This is a genomic window from Methylocapsa sp. S129 (assembly GCF_009765995.1).
In the GTDB taxonomy this organism is placed as follows: domain Bacteria; phylum Pseudomonadota; class Alphaproteobacteria; order Rhizobiales; family Beijerinckiaceae; genus Roseiarcus.
In genome coordinates this window covers 23821-38881 of the sequence record NZ_LMUI01000048.1, presented here as the reverse complement: position 1 = coordinate 38881, position 15061 = coordinate 23821, and the positions used below count along the sequence as shown (strand labels likewise).

At 62.6% G+C, this 15061-nt stretch carries 16 protein-coding genes and 1 pseudogene; 6 read left to right on the top strand and 11 right to left on the bottom strand.

What is annotated here, in order from left to right:
- Positions 1-23 precede the first annotated feature (23 nt).
- Positions 24-524, top strand: coding sequence for a sugar O-acetyltransferase (locus GSQ90_RS25325; protein ID WP_246731769.1), 501 nt, complete (start codon positions 24-26; stop codon positions 522-524).
- A 70-nt stretch (positions 525-594) separates the two neighbouring features.
- Here the strand turns inward: GSQ90_RS25325 and GSQ90_RS25320 are convergent.
- The 4 genes and pseudogenes from GSQ90_RS25320 to GSQ90_RS25305 form a co-directional block, all read right to left on the bottom strand.
- A pseudogene (locus GSQ90_RS25320) lies at positions 595-1100 on the bottom strand (AAA family ATPase).
- A gap of 118 nt (positions 1101-1218) precedes the next feature.
- Positions 1219-1698 carry an N-acetyltransferase gene (locus GSQ90_RS25315; RefSeq protein ID WP_158817752.1) on the bottom strand — a complete coding sequence of 160 codons (480 nt, stop codon included), beginning with the start codon at positions 1696-1698 and terminating at the stop codon, positions 1219-1221.
- Positions 1699-1859: 161 nt separating this feature from the next.
- The gene (locus tag GSQ90_RS25310) at positions 1860-3098 is read right to left on the bottom strand and encodes an MFS transporter (protein WP_158817751.1); all 1239 of its coding nucleotides are present in this window, start codon (positions 3096-3098) and stop codon (positions 1860-1862) included.
- Positions 3099-3258: 160 nt separating this feature from the next.
- Positions 3259-4149 (bottom strand): cation diffusion facilitator family transporter, encoded by an 891-nt coding sequence (locus GSQ90_RS25305; protein ID WP_158817750.1) that lies wholly within the window; start codon positions 4147-4149, stop codon positions 3259-3261.
- A 336-nt stretch (positions 4150-4485) separates the two neighbouring features.
- Here GSQ90_RS25305 and GSQ90_RS25300 point away from each other — a divergent pair, with 336 nt between their 5' ends.
- From GSQ90_RS25300 to GSQ90_RS25285, 4 genes are all read left to right on the top strand, one after another.
- Entirely contained in the window at positions 4486-5286 is an 801-nt protein-coding gene (locus tag GSQ90_RS25300) for a hypothetical protein (protein WP_158817749.1), read from the top strand.
- A 355-nt stretch (positions 5287-5641) separates the two neighbouring features.
- Complete coding sequence (locus GSQ90_RS25295; protein WP_158817748.1) at positions 5642-5995, top strand: hypothetical protein; 354 nt, start codon at positions 5642-5644, stop codon at positions 5993-5995.
- A 58-nt stretch (positions 5996-6053) separates the two neighbouring features.
- Positions 6054-6257, top strand: a complete 204-nt coding sequence (locus tag GSQ90_RS25290; RefSeq protein ID WP_158817747.1) for a hypothetical protein — start codon at positions 6054-6056, stop codon at positions 6255-6257.
- 89 nt (positions 6258-6346) lie between these two features.
- The gene (locus tag GSQ90_RS25285) at positions 6347-6664 is read left to right on the top strand and encodes a hypothetical protein (RefSeq protein WP_158817746.1); all 318 of its coding nucleotides are present in this window, start codon (positions 6347-6349) and stop codon (positions 6662-6664) included.
- Positions 6665-7072: 408 nt separating this feature from the next.
- Here the strand turns inward: GSQ90_RS25285 and GSQ90_RS25280 are convergent, their stop codons facing one another.
- The 6 genes from GSQ90_RS25280 to GSQ90_RS25255 form a co-directional block, all read right to left on the bottom strand.
- Positions 7073-7282: a hypothetical protein gene (locus tag GSQ90_RS25280; protein ID WP_158817745.1), complete on the bottom strand. Its 210-nt coding sequence runs from the start codon at positions 7280-7282 to the stop codon at positions 7073-7075.
- Positions 7283-7364: 82 nt separating this feature from the next.
- Complete coding sequence (locus tag GSQ90_RS25275; protein WP_158817744.1) at positions 7365-7610, bottom strand: hypothetical protein; 246 nt, start codon at positions 7608-7610, stop codon at positions 7365-7367.
- Between the two features lie 127 nt (positions 7611-7737).
- Complete coding sequence (locus tag GSQ90_RS25270; RefSeq protein WP_158817743.1) at positions 7738-9204, bottom strand: hypothetical protein; 1467 nt, start codon at positions 9202-9204, stop codon at positions 7738-7740.
- A gap of 213 nt (positions 9205-9417) precedes the next feature.
- Positions 9418-10368 (bottom strand): hypothetical protein, encoded by a 951-nt coding sequence (locus GSQ90_RS25265; protein ID WP_158817742.1) that lies wholly within the window; start codon positions 10366-10368, stop codon positions 9418-9420.
- A gap of 106 nt (positions 10369-10474) precedes the next feature.
- The gene (locus tag GSQ90_RS25260; RefSeq protein WP_246731768.1) at positions 10475-11821 is read right to left on the bottom strand and encodes a gluconate:H+ symporter; all 1347 of its coding nucleotides are present in this window, start codon (positions 11819-11821) and stop codon (positions 10475-10477) included.
- Positions 11822-12033: 212 nt separating this feature from the next.
- Positions 12034-12465, bottom strand: coding sequence for a MarR family winged helix-turn-helix transcriptional regulator (locus GSQ90_RS25255; RefSeq protein WP_210254982.1), 432 nt, complete (start codon positions 12463-12465; stop codon positions 12034-12036).
- 159 nt (positions 12466-12624) lie between these two features.
- Here GSQ90_RS25255 and GSQ90_RS25250 point away from each other — a divergent pair, with 159 nt between their 5' ends.
- Entirely contained in the window at positions 12625-13530 is a 906-nt protein-coding gene (locus GSQ90_RS25250) for an SDR family NAD(P)-dependent oxidoreductase (protein WP_158817739.1), read from the top strand.
- A gap of 243 nt (positions 13531-13773) precedes the next feature.
- On the opposite strand, the gene GSQ90_RS25245 is transcribed toward GSQ90_RS25250, so the two are convergent.
- Complete coding sequence (locus tag GSQ90_RS25245) at positions 13774-15051, bottom strand: MFS transporter (protein ID WP_158817738.1); 1278 nt, start codon at positions 15049-15051, stop codon at positions 13774-13776.
- Positions 15052-15061: the final 10 nt, after the last annotated feature.

Below are 15061 nucleotides of genomic sequence, written 5' to 3'. Positions count from 1 at the left end.
GGAGAACGCCCGAATCCGCAGCCATGTTGGCGAACGTCAAACGGGCGATGGCGATCACCGTCCATCTCAACCGTCTGACCTTCGACGATGCGGACGAAGTCCGGGCCTTGTTCAGCGATCTCATCGGCAAGCAGGTGGACGACAGTTTTTTATTGATCCCGCCATTCTACACAACCGGCGGGGCCGACATCACGATCGGGCGCAATGTTTTCGTCAATCAGAACTGCACTTTTTATGATCTTGGCGGCCTCGACATCGCCGACGATGTGATGATCGGGCCGAATGTGAGCCTCATCACATCAGGCCATCCCCTCGAACCGTCGCGGCGGCGCGCCTTCACCATCGCCAAGCCCATCGCGATTGAAAGAAACGTATGGATCGGCGCCGGCGCAACGATCATCGGCGGCGTGACGGTCGGCGAAAACTCGGTTGTCGCGGCGGGTTCCGTCGTCACCAAGAACGTTCCCCCCAACAGTCTTGTCGGAGGAAACCCGGCGAAGGTCATTCGTTCGATTGCCAAATGAGGGCGACTTTCCTGCGTCGTTCAAAACTCACCGATTTTAGACCTGAAATCGCTGTCACAGCCGTCTTGGATTATGCGCGCCCGATCATCGCTACGCGGACAAGCCTTGTGCAATCTTCGACGCTGCGTCCCGCCGTGTCGATCCTCAAGCGATCCCGATCCCACGGCTCGTAGTCGTGGTCCATCACGGCTTGCCAATTCGGGAGAATAAGACCGGGCACCTCGCTGCGCCTTGTTTCGACGCGCCGCCGATGCTCCTCAAGGTCTGAACATATCGTTTCGACCTCGATGATTTGAGCCCCGGCCCGCAGGGCTGCGTCTCGCCAAGCCTTCCGCGTCGCCGGCCAGCCATTCACAGAATCGCCGATGACGTCATGGCCAGGCGCAAATTGTCTTCCGCCACAGCATAGGCCGCGCGATAGCCCGCGTCGTCCATCGATCCCGGCAAAATGCCGGATTCGCGGATCGCCTGTTCTAGGGAATCGATGCGCAGCCAAAAGGCCCCGGTCTCTCTCGCCAGTTCGCGTGCGATTGACGATTTCCCGCTACCTGGAAGACCGCCGAACACGATCAGCATAGCCATTGTCTCGCACCTCGAATCATCGGCCGGTAGGGTCTCCCAAAAGCTCCGGCTTTTCGAGCTAAAATCGCTTTTGGAAAAAGCTTGATTTCTGCATCAACGACGGTGCGCGAGTTTAGAGAGCTTGCTCCATAAAAAGGCTGATGGGGGAGGCCTTGTAAGGCGAGAAGGGTTCGCGAGGCTTGTAACCGGCGCCCCGATACAGAGCCTGCGCTTCTGTGTTGTGGATGCCCACCTCCAGCAGAGCGGCATGAGCGCCGAGTCTGCTCGCCTCGATGTGGGCTTTGCTGAGCAGCGCCGCGCCGACGCCGCATCCGCGCGCACTTTCTTCGACGATCATACGCTTGATCTCGACCGTTCCGTCGCCACGCTCGAAGACGACACAGAGGCCGACCGCTGTTCCCGAAAGGCGCGCAACGAGCACATGGGCGCCCGGCTCCCCCAAGGACTCGCAAGTGATGGGCCGCCGATATTCGCCGGAATAAAGCCGGGCCGCGACACCATCCGAATGGGCAAGAAGCGCCGCGACCTCCCGCTGCAAAGGGGTTTCCACTTCCACGGACGCCAAATCCGTCACGGTCCGGGCGCTTCCCATGAGGTTGCTCCTCCAAGGCTATGCGATCCGGGGATCAAAGCCCCGCGGGCGGCCGCATTCAAGATTACGCCCTGTACCGCTGTCTCTCAAAAGCCGCTGATTTTCGGCCAGAAAACGCTGTTCCGAATATTTTGATTTTGCACGTCCGATAGATGCGCCCTCTATTCGTGATGCGCCGCGAAGGCGGCGCGCATATGCTGGCGCTGTTGAATGACTGCGAGCCACGCGCAAAACGCCAGGGCGCAGCCCAACAGGAGCGGAATTTTCAAACCCCAGGCATCGGCGACCGCGCCGATCAGCGCTACCCCCAGGGCGCTGGCGCCCTGTTGCATAAGAAACTGGGCGCTCATGATTCTTCCGCGCAATTCATCCTGAGTCGAGGTCTGGAGAAGACCCACCGTGCCGGTGCGGCATATTTCGAAGCAAAACCCGCGCGCGACCATCGAGAGCGCCCCCAGCGCGAGCGTTGAAACGCTCAAGAGGGCGCATGTCCCGATCAAATACCCGAGAAAGGCGAGCATGATCAACCCGATTTTCAATCGCTTGCGGCCCCCCTGCGCCAGCCAGAGCGCTGAGAGCGTCGCCCCGATGCCGGCGCCAGCGAGCAACGTCGAAAGACCTTCAATCCCCGCGTGCAGCCCTCGGTCGGCAAAAGCGGGCAACATCTGACGCACCGCGGCGCCAAGCGAATCCCCGAACAACATCAAGGTCAACAATCCGCGAATGCCTGCGTGAGTCCAAATCGCGCGGATTCCGTCCAACAGATCGTGCAGGAACGCCTTTGTCGGCGGTGGGGTTCGCCGGTAGGAGCTCGGGGTCCGCATACGCGCCGCTGAGGCAAAAAAGACTCCGTAGCCTGCCACATTGCTGGCGAACGCGGCAGTAGGTCCGAAATGTAAAATGATCCATCCAGCGAGCGCGGGCCCGACGAAAATACCCAGTTGCGTGTATGCGGACGCCACGGCAATGGCGGACGAAAGGCGCTCAGGGGCGACGAATCTCGGCAGCAAGCCGAAAGCCGCCGGCACGCTGAATGCGTGTATGACGCCGTGCGCCAAAGCCAAAACGGCGAGCCACTCGACCGTAAGGCGTCCGGAGAAAGCAAGAGCCGTAAGCGCCGCCGCATGAAGCGTCGCCAAGGCATAGCAGATCATCAGAACACGAAATCGGTCGTATCGGTCCGCGATGACGCCCCCCAATGGAGCCAAAGCGCCCATCGGAACCGCGTCGAGCAAGGAAACGATCGCAAGCCACTTCGTCGAGTGGGTCAATGTCCAAGTCACCCAAGCGATAGCGACGGCTTGGACGAAAAAGCTCAGCCAGGAAACAATTGAACCAACGGAATATCGACGGAAATTGGCGTCTCCCAGCGCGTCGGCTATGCCGCCAAGCCATGCCATGCCGAGATTCCACTAGGGGTGATCGTTGAAGCCTGGCCGCGTCATAACACACGATCGCTCCTCAGGGCATCAGCTTCCGAGCGACGCCCTGTGAGCGTCGTCTCCCAAAACGTCTCGAATTATGCCTGACATCGCTGTTCTCAATATCGCGATTTTCGCGTCAAAGCACCGGCACGCCCGAGAGCTTGGCCTTCGCCTCGGGTTCGACGTGGATGGTGATGAGCGCCTCGCCGTCCATATCGGTCTTCAAGGCCGCCTCGATCCGGTCGCAAATTTCATGGGCCTCGGCGACGCGAATGTCGCCGGGCACGACGAGATGAAATTCGATGAAGGTCATGCGCCCGGCATGACGGGTCCGCACGTCATGCGCCTCGATCGCGCCCGCCGCATTGTGCCCGATCAATTCCTTGATGCGCGCCACCATTTCAGGCGGCGGCGCTTCGTCCATCAACCCCGCCGCTCCCTCGCGCACCATCTTGTAGCCCGACCATAGAACGTTCGCGCCGACCAGCGCCGCCACGATGGAATCGAGCGCGAGCCAACCCGTCGCCCAGACCAGGGCGACGCCGACAAGCACGCCGGCCGAGGTGACGACATCCGTCAGCACATGCCGGCCGTCGGCAATGAGCGCCGGAGAACGCCAGCGACGGCCCCAGAGCAACAAGAGCGAGGCCCAGACGCCGTTGAGCACGCTGGCTCCGGCGTTGATCGCGAGGCCCTCAAGAGGCGCATCGAGCGGCTTGGGGGCGAGGAAGCCAAGATAGGCCGAGTGAAAGATCGAGAGCGCCGCGACGACGACCAGCACGCCCTCGAACACGGCCGAAAAATATTCCGCTTTATGATGGCCGTAGGGGTGATTGGAATCAGCGGGCTGCGCCGAGACGCCGAGCGCGACGAAGGCGGCGCCCGCCGCCACAACGTTGATGGTGGTCTCCAGGGCGTCCGAATAGAGCGCAATCGAGCCGGTCAGCCAGTACGCCGCAAACTTGAGCCCAAGCACGACAAGGCCGACCCCGACGCTCCCGAGTGCGACCTTCTGCGTGCGCTCCATAGACCCTCGCCCCTTGCCCGTGACAGGGGACGAAGTAAGGGACCGCGGATCATCCGGTCAAGGCGCGTTCGGCGATCGTAGCATAGGCTCAATCAGGTCAAATCGCGTAATCTCTCAAAACCCCAACGCTTTAGGCGGTTTTCGCGTGTCGCAAATCGCTTGATTTTTGAACCAGAGCGACAGCGGAATGACGGCGACAGACGCTTCATTCCCTCCTTGGAGTCGGACGCACGCGCCGCTGTAAATCCCCCCATCCCCCGATCGGCGGACGCGGCGACCCGGCGGGGCGCCGTAGAGGAGACCGGCGCTGATTCCGGCGCTTGGGGGTCCGGTCCTTTGACAGCCACGCGCGCAACCAAGACGAACAAAGCCAAGCAGCAACGCGCGGCGTTTCTCCTGGCGTTGGAGGGCGACGCGGCGCTGGGCGCCACGCCGGACGAACGCCGCGCCATGGGGCGGCGGATGCAAGGGATCGCGCTCGCCGGCAATGTCGCAGGCGCCCTTGCCGCCTTATGGGCGGCGTTCTGGCCCTCGCCCTATGTTTGGTCGATCCTGGCCGCCGCAGCGATGCCCGTGCTCGCTATCGCGTTGCAACGATGGGGCCGCAGGTTCTTCGCCTTCGGACAGGCGCCCGATGGCCGCTTCGCCCTGATCGTCATGTATGCCGCGCCGGCCGCCGTGCTGGCGATCCGCGCGGCGTCCGATATCGCGCTGATCGACTGGCCGATGCTCTTGCCTGTCGTCGCCGTCGTTGCGGCGGCATGCGGCGCGCTCGTCGCCGCCCTGTGCCCTGACGTGCGCAACCTGGCCGGGATCGGCCTCCTCGCCCTGACCTGCGCGCTCTACGCCTATGGCGTGATCGCGCAGGCCGACGTGCGCCTCGACGATTCGCAGCCCACAATCTACCAGGCGACCATCATGGAAAGGCTGGTGAGCACGGGCCGCGGCCACGCCCATACCTTCGTTCTCTCGGACTGGGGGCCCGACGACGACAAGATGTCAGGCTCGTTCGGCGTGAAGCCCGACCTGTTCGACCGGTTTCAGGAAGGCGACACGATCTGCGCTTTCGTCAAGCCGGGCTTCCTGCGCCTGACCTGGTATGCGCTCGACGGTTGCCCCGCTGGCCAGGCGCAATAGAGCCGCGCCATTTTGAAGAGCGGCTCATTGATCTCGTTCCACGCCGGCGGCGGGATAGGGGCTAAGGCATTCGTATAGGGGCGCCCGCCCCGCGCGCTCCACGCCTGGGCGTCGCTCAGCATCGGCGGCAGCCGCGATTGCGCAAGCTTCGCGCCTGCGCCGGTGAATTGAAATTCCTCGATATTTTTGACGCGGCGACGGCATTGACGCTGTTTTGACGCTGGCTTGACGGACGCCGTGATGCATCTCCGCGCGCGTCGCGGCGTCCGCCTGTCGACGCGCGCCCGCCTCTGCAAGCAGAAGATTCTTGCTGCGCGGATGCCGGGCAAGGCTGGCCGTCGAATGGAGGGGATTCATGAAGCACAGCTATCAGATCGTTCTTGCGCTTACGGCGATCCTCGCAACCGTAGCCGCGGCTCGGGCCGAAGATATTTCACTGACCTGCACTTATGACGATCATTCCGGCGTTTATCGGCTCGACATATCGAGTAGTTACGTCCTTCACAACGGAGACAGCCTGCAGGCGACAGATATCATAATTGCCGGCGATTCCATTACTTTCACTTGGCCTGTCATGGCTAGATGGATGCAAAAGTACAATATAAACCGCACGACCGGCGCAGCTAAAGTTGATCGATACATGGGTGACAAGGTTACGAGTCGCATGGATTCATGCGTGAAGGCGGTAGAAGCTGCTAAAAAGTTCTGACCATAGGCAAGAAAACCTTGCGTTTTCGGGCCGCATTCCGCGCTCAAAGGAGATGCCTATGTTGAAGGGAATAGGCCGAATTATCGCCGTTTTATGGACGCTGCTCTGTTTGGTCGCTTGGTTCTACTGGCCGCAAGGCGACAGCTTTCCTGAACGCCTGCATGCTTTCGCGGATTTGGCGCTTTTATGGGCGTTTCCGTGGGCGGCGTTTCACATCGTCAAATCGACCGCCGGGTGGGTTCGAGAAGGGTTCAGCAAGTAAGCCGTGGGGAGCCTCCGCCGTGAACGAGCGCGGGCAGGAAGCAAGCGTGAGCATGGAGCGATGACGTTTCCGATATTGCGAGCGTCGCCATGACCGATTTCAGCAACCCTAATTGCCGTATCGACTGCCGCTCGGTCTCACACAGAAGCAGCGTTATCGAGGTCGGCGTTATCGGGCCGGGGCAGATAGATCTTGAAGTATTCGAAATCGATCCGGACAAACACCCGGCAGGCAAGGACATTCGCAGCGGCGGCGTTACAGAAGATTCCGTGACGGCCATGACGGAAACTGTGCTGACGGAGGCGGAAGCGCAGAGGCTCATTGACCTTCTCGGCGCGGCGATCGACGAGGCCAGGCTGCTCCGACAATCGGGCGCGGCGATAGGCGCCGAAGAGGGTGGCGCGTGAGGTCGTTATATCAAACCCGACGGGCGTCCGCGGGGCGGCTTTCGCGTGTCGCCGGCGCCTCTCAAAACAATTACCGCGGCCGGCGCCTCATTCCCTCTTTCGAGGGACTGTCCGGGCGATACTGACCATCCCCTCCAGTCGCACGCCGCGTCCAGCTTCCGCGGGAATGATGCGTCGAATGGTGAGCGCGCGCCACCGTAAACGCGGGACTTGCTCAGGCGTCATCCCGAGGACGACTGATTTTCAGGCCGCGGCGCCGCATTTTTATTCCTGGCGCCCCCTTTGAATGTTTTAGATGTAAACCATATGAGCGCTGCGGACGCTTTTTCACCGTCTCCTTTTTGGATCTCGGAAATAGCCGAGGCTGGCTGGCGCCAGCGACACCCCCCGCCAAGACACAGGACAATGTCAGACGATCCCTTTCAAAAGGATGGCGCGTCGATACGCGGCCCCGTGGATAGACTGTTGGACGAAGCTATTACCGAAACCCCCAGATTTCGGGAGGCCTTTTTGCGTTCCGAGGCCGCACGCCAAGCCAAAATTCTCGCCAAGGCGGTGCGCTCCGGCGACGCCGATATGTTGCGACAGCTCAAGATTGCGATCGACAAGATTCGCCATCGAACGAGCCGGCGTTAGGCAAAGCGCGCGTGTCGCCGCAAAAGGGGGCTCGGACGGACTGCGCTCGACCCAAAACGGGCGTTTACAGCGGAGAGACCTGCGCGGTCTCATCGATGAAGAAGCGAGCGCGGTTCTCCAGACACCATTGCTCCAACTCGGTCCTCAACACGGGCCAGAGGTCGGCGGCCCAGGCAGGGGCCTTACGCCGCCAGGCTTCTTCCGTCGGCAAATACGCCGACAAGACGCCCATCAGCAATTCCAGAATGAATGAACCGCCCGGCGCGCTGACGACGAGCTCTTCCTTCCAGCGCGGGTTGAATTGAAACATCCTGCGGGTTCCAAACGTCTGACTTGCCTGTCCGGAGCATCGCCCGAAAACATGTCGGTTTCTGCTCCGTCGCCACTCTGACCCCCGAGTCCGCCGCGCGTCGGCGATGGGGTGGACGGCGTCCCCCTCACTTCCCGATCGGGAACGGAACGCCGTTAACGGTCGCCTGCGCCGGCGGCCCGCTCATTTCGATGTTCCACGCCAGCCGGCCGTCCGGGCCCGTCGTCGCCATGCCCTTGACCGCGCCGATGGCGAGCGTCGCCTTGGCGACCTCGGGCGACAGAATGGCGAAGGGCTTGACGAGGGCGATCAGCTTGTCGAGCGAGTCGACGCTGACAAGGATATGCCCTTTGACGGAATCATTGGGCGACACTTGCACTTCGCCCTGGTAGGCGAGATCGATAAGCGGGCTGCGAAGATATCCCGGCGCGAGCGTGAAGGTCGGCGCGCTGCTCTTGAAGATCTGTTCGATCTTCGCCTGGCCTTCCGGCGAAACATCCTTCTCGACCATGAAGTCATGGTCGTCAAGCGCGACCCTGGCGATCCGATCGAGGCCCTTGATCTTCATGCCGACGGCGAAATCCAGGGAGAGCGGCAGCAGGAGTTCGAAACCCTCGGGCAGGAACAGCGATCGCATATTGAATTCGTCGATCTTCAATCCGAATCCGCCCGTCGCGACCTCGGTGAAGCCGGGCAAATCGATCGTCTCGCGAAACCCCTTCATGTGCGCCTCGGCGAGCGGCATCTCGAAAGCCAGATCGCTTATGTCGGTGGTGAGGTTCATCTTCGCCCAGCCTGGGAGACCAGCGGCGAGAAGCGTCTTGAGCGTGGCGAGCGACGTCGCGTTCTTGGGCTGATCCTTCTGCGCGAGCACGAAGCGCCACGCGGCCAGCGCCTGTTGCGTTCGGAACTGATCGATCGTCCCGTCGACGGTCGCCGGTCCGAACGTGAAACTCGCGTCGATCTTGGCGTTCGGCTGCGTTTCGACAGGGATCGACATTTTCTGGACGAATGCGCGCAGGGTCTCATGCAGAGCGAGATTGGCGCCGCCATCCGTCGTCGTCTGCTTCATGTCCGCCTGGAGGTCGGAATATTGGATGCGGAGCGGGATGGTTGCGCCGCCGTCGAGGACGCGAACATCGGCGACGATGTCGCCGAAAGTCGAATGCGAGGCGAAGGGAACCGGTTGGGCCGGATCGTAGGAGATATCGAGATGCATGCCCGTCACATCGATCTTTCCCGACATCCGACCCTTGTCGGTCGGGGCGTCGAAGACGATCGAGGGAAACGCATCGGCAGTCACACGCCACGCGCCGCCGGCGCCAGGCGTGATCTGGTAGGCGAAGTCGCCCATCTGCAGCTCGTCAGGCGGCGTGGGGATGAGGTCCAGGACGCGGCGGCTATGCCAGGTGACCTTGTAGGAATCGTCTTGCGGATCGACGCTGACGATCCCCTTGTCGGCGATCGCCGGCCCAAAGATCGCGATGTAGCCGTCAAGCACCTGCTTGGCGCCTTGCGGCGTCGCCGGCTCCGCCTGCGCCTGCGCCGCGGCCAGCCCCAAGATCAGGGCGAAACTCCTTGCTTTCCACTTCATGGGGCGACCCTCCAGTTGTGCGCGGCGTTTGTAGCAGCCTGGCGGGCGCGGCGCGAGATCACAGGGCGGCGGCGGACATCGACTTGATGCGGCAGACCGGGAACGACGACGCGCGCGAGCCGAGCCATGCCCGCACCCTGCTCGCAAACGAAGACCGCGTCACTGGAATGCACTGTCACCGCAACGCTTATCTGACCGTCTCCGCGCTCCTCTTCAGGGCTTCTCGCCTCCTGGCGGCGGCGCAAGCGCCTGGTCCATGACAAAATTGGAGGCAACGGAGCAGGAGTAATCTTTCGTCGCCGCCGCCTCCATCCAGTCTCGCACGGTCGTCAATTCCGCCCGGCGCCGCTCCGGCAGCGTCCAGGGTTTCTTTCGGTTGTACACAAGCACGTCCACCGAAGCGCACAGCCTCTCGATTTCATTCGCGGGCGTAGCGTCCTTACCCGTCCGGTCCGTCATGTCGCGCGCGATCCTCGCAGCCGCGACCCAGGCGCGATCCTCTGTTGCTTCGGGAAAGGCGTCTGGCCGATCGGCTGCTATTTTGGAGAGAACATAGAGCGCATCCAGAGACCGCCCGCCGTCCAACAATCGCTGGAGCTGTTCGAATGCATCCGGCATGTCCTCGATGCGTCGCATCGCTTCCCAATAGGCCTCATGAGGGTCGGTGCGCAGAATGAAGTCGAGGAGCGGCTCCACGCCGGCCTCGCGCGGCACGCGCGCCAACGCGGTCATCACCGGAGCGATCTCCCGCGCCCTGGCTTCGTCGGCTTCCCTTTGTCTCAGAGGGGCCTCCGCCCGATATCTTTCGTGCAGGGCGTCCCATGTCACATTAGCGAAGACGCTGGTGAAAAGGGCGCCCGCGACGGCCAGGATGAAGAGCGCCCGCGATCGCCAGAACGCTCCGGCCATAACGCAAAGCGGCCATGCTCTCACGAGGATCAAATAGATCACGGGATAAGGCTGCGGCAACTCGTCGTATCTGACCGACTGCAAAGCCCCGCAGAGGAACACGACGAGCAGCGCGCCTAATGTCGTCAGGAAGACCAGGCCGCCCCGGGATATCCACTTGTTCCGCGCCGTCCACCAACTATCGAGCCCTCCGCTCGCGACCAGAAAAATAAGCGCGAGGACTAACGCAGCGGCGCGCAGGAGGGAAAACCCCACGATCGGCGCCAAAGTTTGCAGATCGGGCATGAGCGTCAGGGAAAACGCACCCGCAATGCAAAGAAACACTATGGCCAAGACGCGCAAGCATTCACCCCCGTCCCGCCTAGCCGACGACCGCCGAGGCGAGCAAAACCAGGATCAGCGCCGCCACGGAGATGATCGTCTCGACGATCGTCCAGGTGCGAAACGTCTGCGGCACGGTCATGTTGAAATATTCTTTCACCAGCCAGAAGCCGCCGTCGTTGACGTGAGAGAGGATCAACGCGCCCGCGCCGGTGGCGATCACCAGAAGTTCGACCGATGTCCCCGGAGACTTCAAGGCGATCGGCGCGACGATATTGGCGGCCGTGGTCATCGCCACCGTCGCCGATCCCGTGGCGATCCGCATGAGCGCGGCCAGAAGCCAGGCCAGCAGCAGCAACGGGACGTTGGCGCTCACGGCGAGATCGACGATGACCTTCGAAACGCCGCTGTCGATCAAGATGCGGCCGAAGCCGCCGCCGGCGCCGACAAGAAGCGTGATCGCCGCCGTCGGCGCGAGGCAGTCATTGCTGAATTTCAACATTGCGCTCGCCGAGACGCCGCGCATCGCGCCGAGCAGAATGAAGCTCGCAACGGCGCCGCAAAGGAGCGCAATATCCGTATTGCCGAGGAAGCGGAGGGCGATATTGGCGGGCGTTTTGGCGGCGAAAATGAGATCGGCCCAACTCCCGGCGAGCATCAAGATCACCGGAAGCAGAACAACCAGCATGGTGACGCCGAAGCCCGGCAGGCGCCGGTCCGGATCCTGAGTCGCGACCAGCGTCGCCGCGATCGGATTTTCGGCGGGCAGGACAATGCGCGGCGCGATGAACATGGCGAACAAAGGTCCGGCCAAGGTCGCCACGGGCAATCCGATCGCGACGCCGTAGAGAATCGTCTTGCCGATGTCGGCCTGATAGGCCTGCACGGCCAGCAGAGCGGCGGGATGAGGCGGGATCAGCCCATGCACCACGGAGAGCCCCGCCACCATCGGCAGACCGACGATAAGCAAAGAGGCGCCGGTCTGGCGCGCGACATTGAAGGCAATCGGAATCAAGAGAACGAAGCCGACTTCGAAGAACACCGGCAGGCCGACGATGAAGCCGATCAGCATCATCGCCCAATGGATGTTTCTGGCCCCAAAAAGGCCGATCAGCGTGTTGGCTATCTGCTCGGCCCCACCCGATTCGGCCAGCATTTTGCCCAGCATCGTGCCAAGCGCGATGATGATGGCGATATGGCCGAGCGCGCCGCCGACGCCCGCTTCAAAAGATTTGACGACGTCGGCGGCCGGCATGCCGGCGACGAGCGCAAGCGCCAGAGACGAGCCGAATATGGCGATGAACGGATTGACTTTGAAGCGCGCGATCAACACGACCATGCTGACGACGGCCGCGACGGCGACAAGAAGCAAGATTGTTTGCGGCATTCCCATTCACCATGTGTTGACGCGATCGATCAAAACACATGCCGGGAAAACCGCAACTGCTTTGCTTTGGGTTTGCAAAAAAGACCCTTCGGTCGGCGCGCGCGGGGCTCCGCTCCGAACAACGGGTTTACGCGGCATCACCGTAACTGCCGGCCTCGTCCGCGGCTCGACAAGGAGCGTGAGGGATGGAAGCCGTTGAATCGAATTTATGTCTACTCAACATCCGCGTTTGCGGGCGCGTCGATGAGCCTTCGAAGCAGGCTTGCGCACAGCGCCAAATCCTCTTCGCTCCAGGACGCGACCCGCTGCTGGAATGCGGCGCCCTTGGCCCGCATCGCGGCCTCCATTCTTCGGCGGCCGGCGGCGGTCAAGGATAGGATAGTGCTTCGCCGATCCGAGGGATCGATCGACGTCGCGACGAGTCCCAAGCGCACGAGATCGCCGACGAGTCGGCTTGCCGCGCTGCGGTCCATGCCGATGGCTTGGGCGACGGTGCTCGGCTTGGCCGGGCCTAAGGCGTGGAGCCAGACGGCGATATGGAAGGCGGCCGGCTGCAATTCTCTGTGAAACTTAGCCGCGGCCTGCGCCGTCAAAGCGCGAGACTGGCTCACCAGCGTGTTGAGAGCAGCGCCGAGCGCAAGCACGCACTGCTCCCGATGCCGCGCGTTCCGCAGAGTCTTGTCGTTGTGCGAACTCATCATCCCATCGATTGGCGATTCTTGTCTCGAACTCCATGTCAGATTAGTTGACAAAAATCCATTGTCGATATAGTGGATATTTATCCATTATCTAAGGGAGCGCCCTTGTCGCCGTCTGTTCCGATCTTTGTCATAACCGGAGCGACAAGCGGCATCGGTCGACTCGTGGCGATTGCGCTCGCCAGGCAGGGAGCGCATCTCGTGCTCACTGCGCGCAGCCAAACCAGGGCCGATGCAACGGTTGCGATGATCGAGGCCGCAGCGCCCGGCGCACGGGTCGATGTGCATTATGGCGATTTCGCCGATCTGGCTTCGGTCGCCACGCTGGGGCGCGAGATCGCGGCGCGCCATCCCCGGATCGACGCGCTGATCAACAATGCCGGAATTCACGCCTTCAAACCACGGTTCACCAAGGACGGCTATTCCGAGATGGTCGCGGTCAACTATCTGGCGCCGTGGCTCTTGACGAACATTCTACGGGAGACCGTGATCAGGTCGGCGCCGTCGCGCATTGTCACGGTCGCCTCGGAAGCCTCGCGGCAAGCCGCTGGATTTGATCCTCTCGCCGCCCTCATCGACAAACGCCTGTTCACTGCGCGAGGCTCCTCGGCAATCTACGGCCAGACCAAATTGATGAATATTATGTTCTCGATGGAGCTGGCGCGGGCGCTGACCGGGACCGGGGTGGCGGTCAACTGCCTATGTCCCGGATTCAATGTGACAGGCCTCGGACGTGAACTCTGGTTCGCGGCGCCGCTCGAACGGCTGCTGGCCTGGTTGAAGATCGGCAATCCCGAGCGCGGCGCAGGCATTATCGCCCGCCTGGCGAGCGATCCCGCATTCGCCGCCGTGACGGGCGGCTACTTTTCCGTCAAGGACACGCGACCGATCGTCCCCGCAGCGCCGGGCGCCGACCCGCAGGCGCGGCAAATGCTGTGGCAGGCGACCGCAGAACGAGTCGCCGCCTTTAGCCGGGATGAGGTCGTCGAAGAAAGCCGAGCAAGTCTCTGAGGCGCGCGGCCCCGGGATGGGAGCGGCGTCGCTCACCCTTCTATCGGCCGCGTCCGCGGCCACGTGACGAACAACAGGTTTACGGCGGCAGCGCATTATTGATCTGGAGTCTGCCGAACCACGCCTGGAAGCGACAGAGGCTCATTGAATGCGCCGTCGCCGTCATTGCCCCGACCGAGGCGCTTCGACGGAGCGGCGTGATCGCGCGGGGTAACGGACGTCGACACGCAACAGATTCCCAGGTCAACGCTGCGGCGCCGGTAGTTCCGCCTCAGTCTCCGTCCAACCGGCGAATAGGCGAAGGCCGGAAAGGCCGACAACAAGATACAGCGCGCCACAGACGATCAGCACCGCCAGCGCCCCGATGGCGCCGATCAGGCTGGGAACAAGCAGCATGGCGCCCAGCGTGCCGGCATTGGTCACAGCCATATAGGCGCGCGTCGCAGCCCCCATGTCAGCGTGATGCAGACGGGTCTGGCGCAGCACGGCCATCGGAATATCCTTCATCGGTCCGCCGGCCGCCCCCAGCGCGGCCGACGCCATCAGCCCCGGCAGAATCCAGGCTGCAGGAAGTCGGGTGGCAAACGCTAGCAAGAGGATCGCAAAGCCCAACAGCAGATTACCGCCGAACATCTGCGCCTGCGGTTGGGCCGGCATCGTGCGGCTGCCGATCACCAATGTGGCCGCCAGATTGGCGCAGCCATAGGCGGAGATCACCAGCCCGAAGGCTGCGATGCCGCTGCCGCCCGGCCCGGTCACGCCGTGCTGCGTTATTAGCAGCGGCAGGGCGAGATAGAATGCGGCGTACCACGCGCCATTCAGCAAACCGCTCACTTGCAGCATGAATCCGAGCAGTTTGTGGCCGCGCATCGCCCGCACGCCTCTGCCAATATTGGCCAGTACGGGCTCCCTCGCGCGCGGAAACGGCCCAGATGCCGGGCGGCATTTTCCGATCAGCGCGACCGCTGCGGCGGAGGCTAGAAAGCTCGCCGCGTCCAACGTCAGGAAATGCATCACCGGAATCATGCCGCCGAGCAACCCGATCAGGCCGGGCCCGAGCAGCCGCGCACTGCGGTCCGTGGCGTCAAGAAGCCCATTGGCCGCGGGCAACAGCCTCTTGTCTTCGATCAGTCGCGGCAAAATGGTCTGCAAGGCCGGTTGAAACACGGACTGGCCGATCGCCAGCACCGCGACGGCTCCAACCAGGCGCCATCTGCTGACCACGCCGGTGGCCATCCACGGCAGGACGATGGCCAGCAGAACCCCGGCCCGACACAGATCCGCGCCGATCATGCTGGAACGCGAATCCCACCGATCCGCCCAGCGCCCGATGCCCAGCACCGCCAGCAGAACAACGCCCGCCTGAAGCGCCGTCAGATATCCCGCATTCGCCCCCAGAACGCCCACGGCGATCCAGGTCAGCGCCACCGAATACAGTTGATCGCCAATCGCTGAGAGCGACAATCCGCTCCACAGCAACGCCATAGGCCGGCCGCGCAAGGGGGAGAAGATATGCGCCATGGCCAACCTT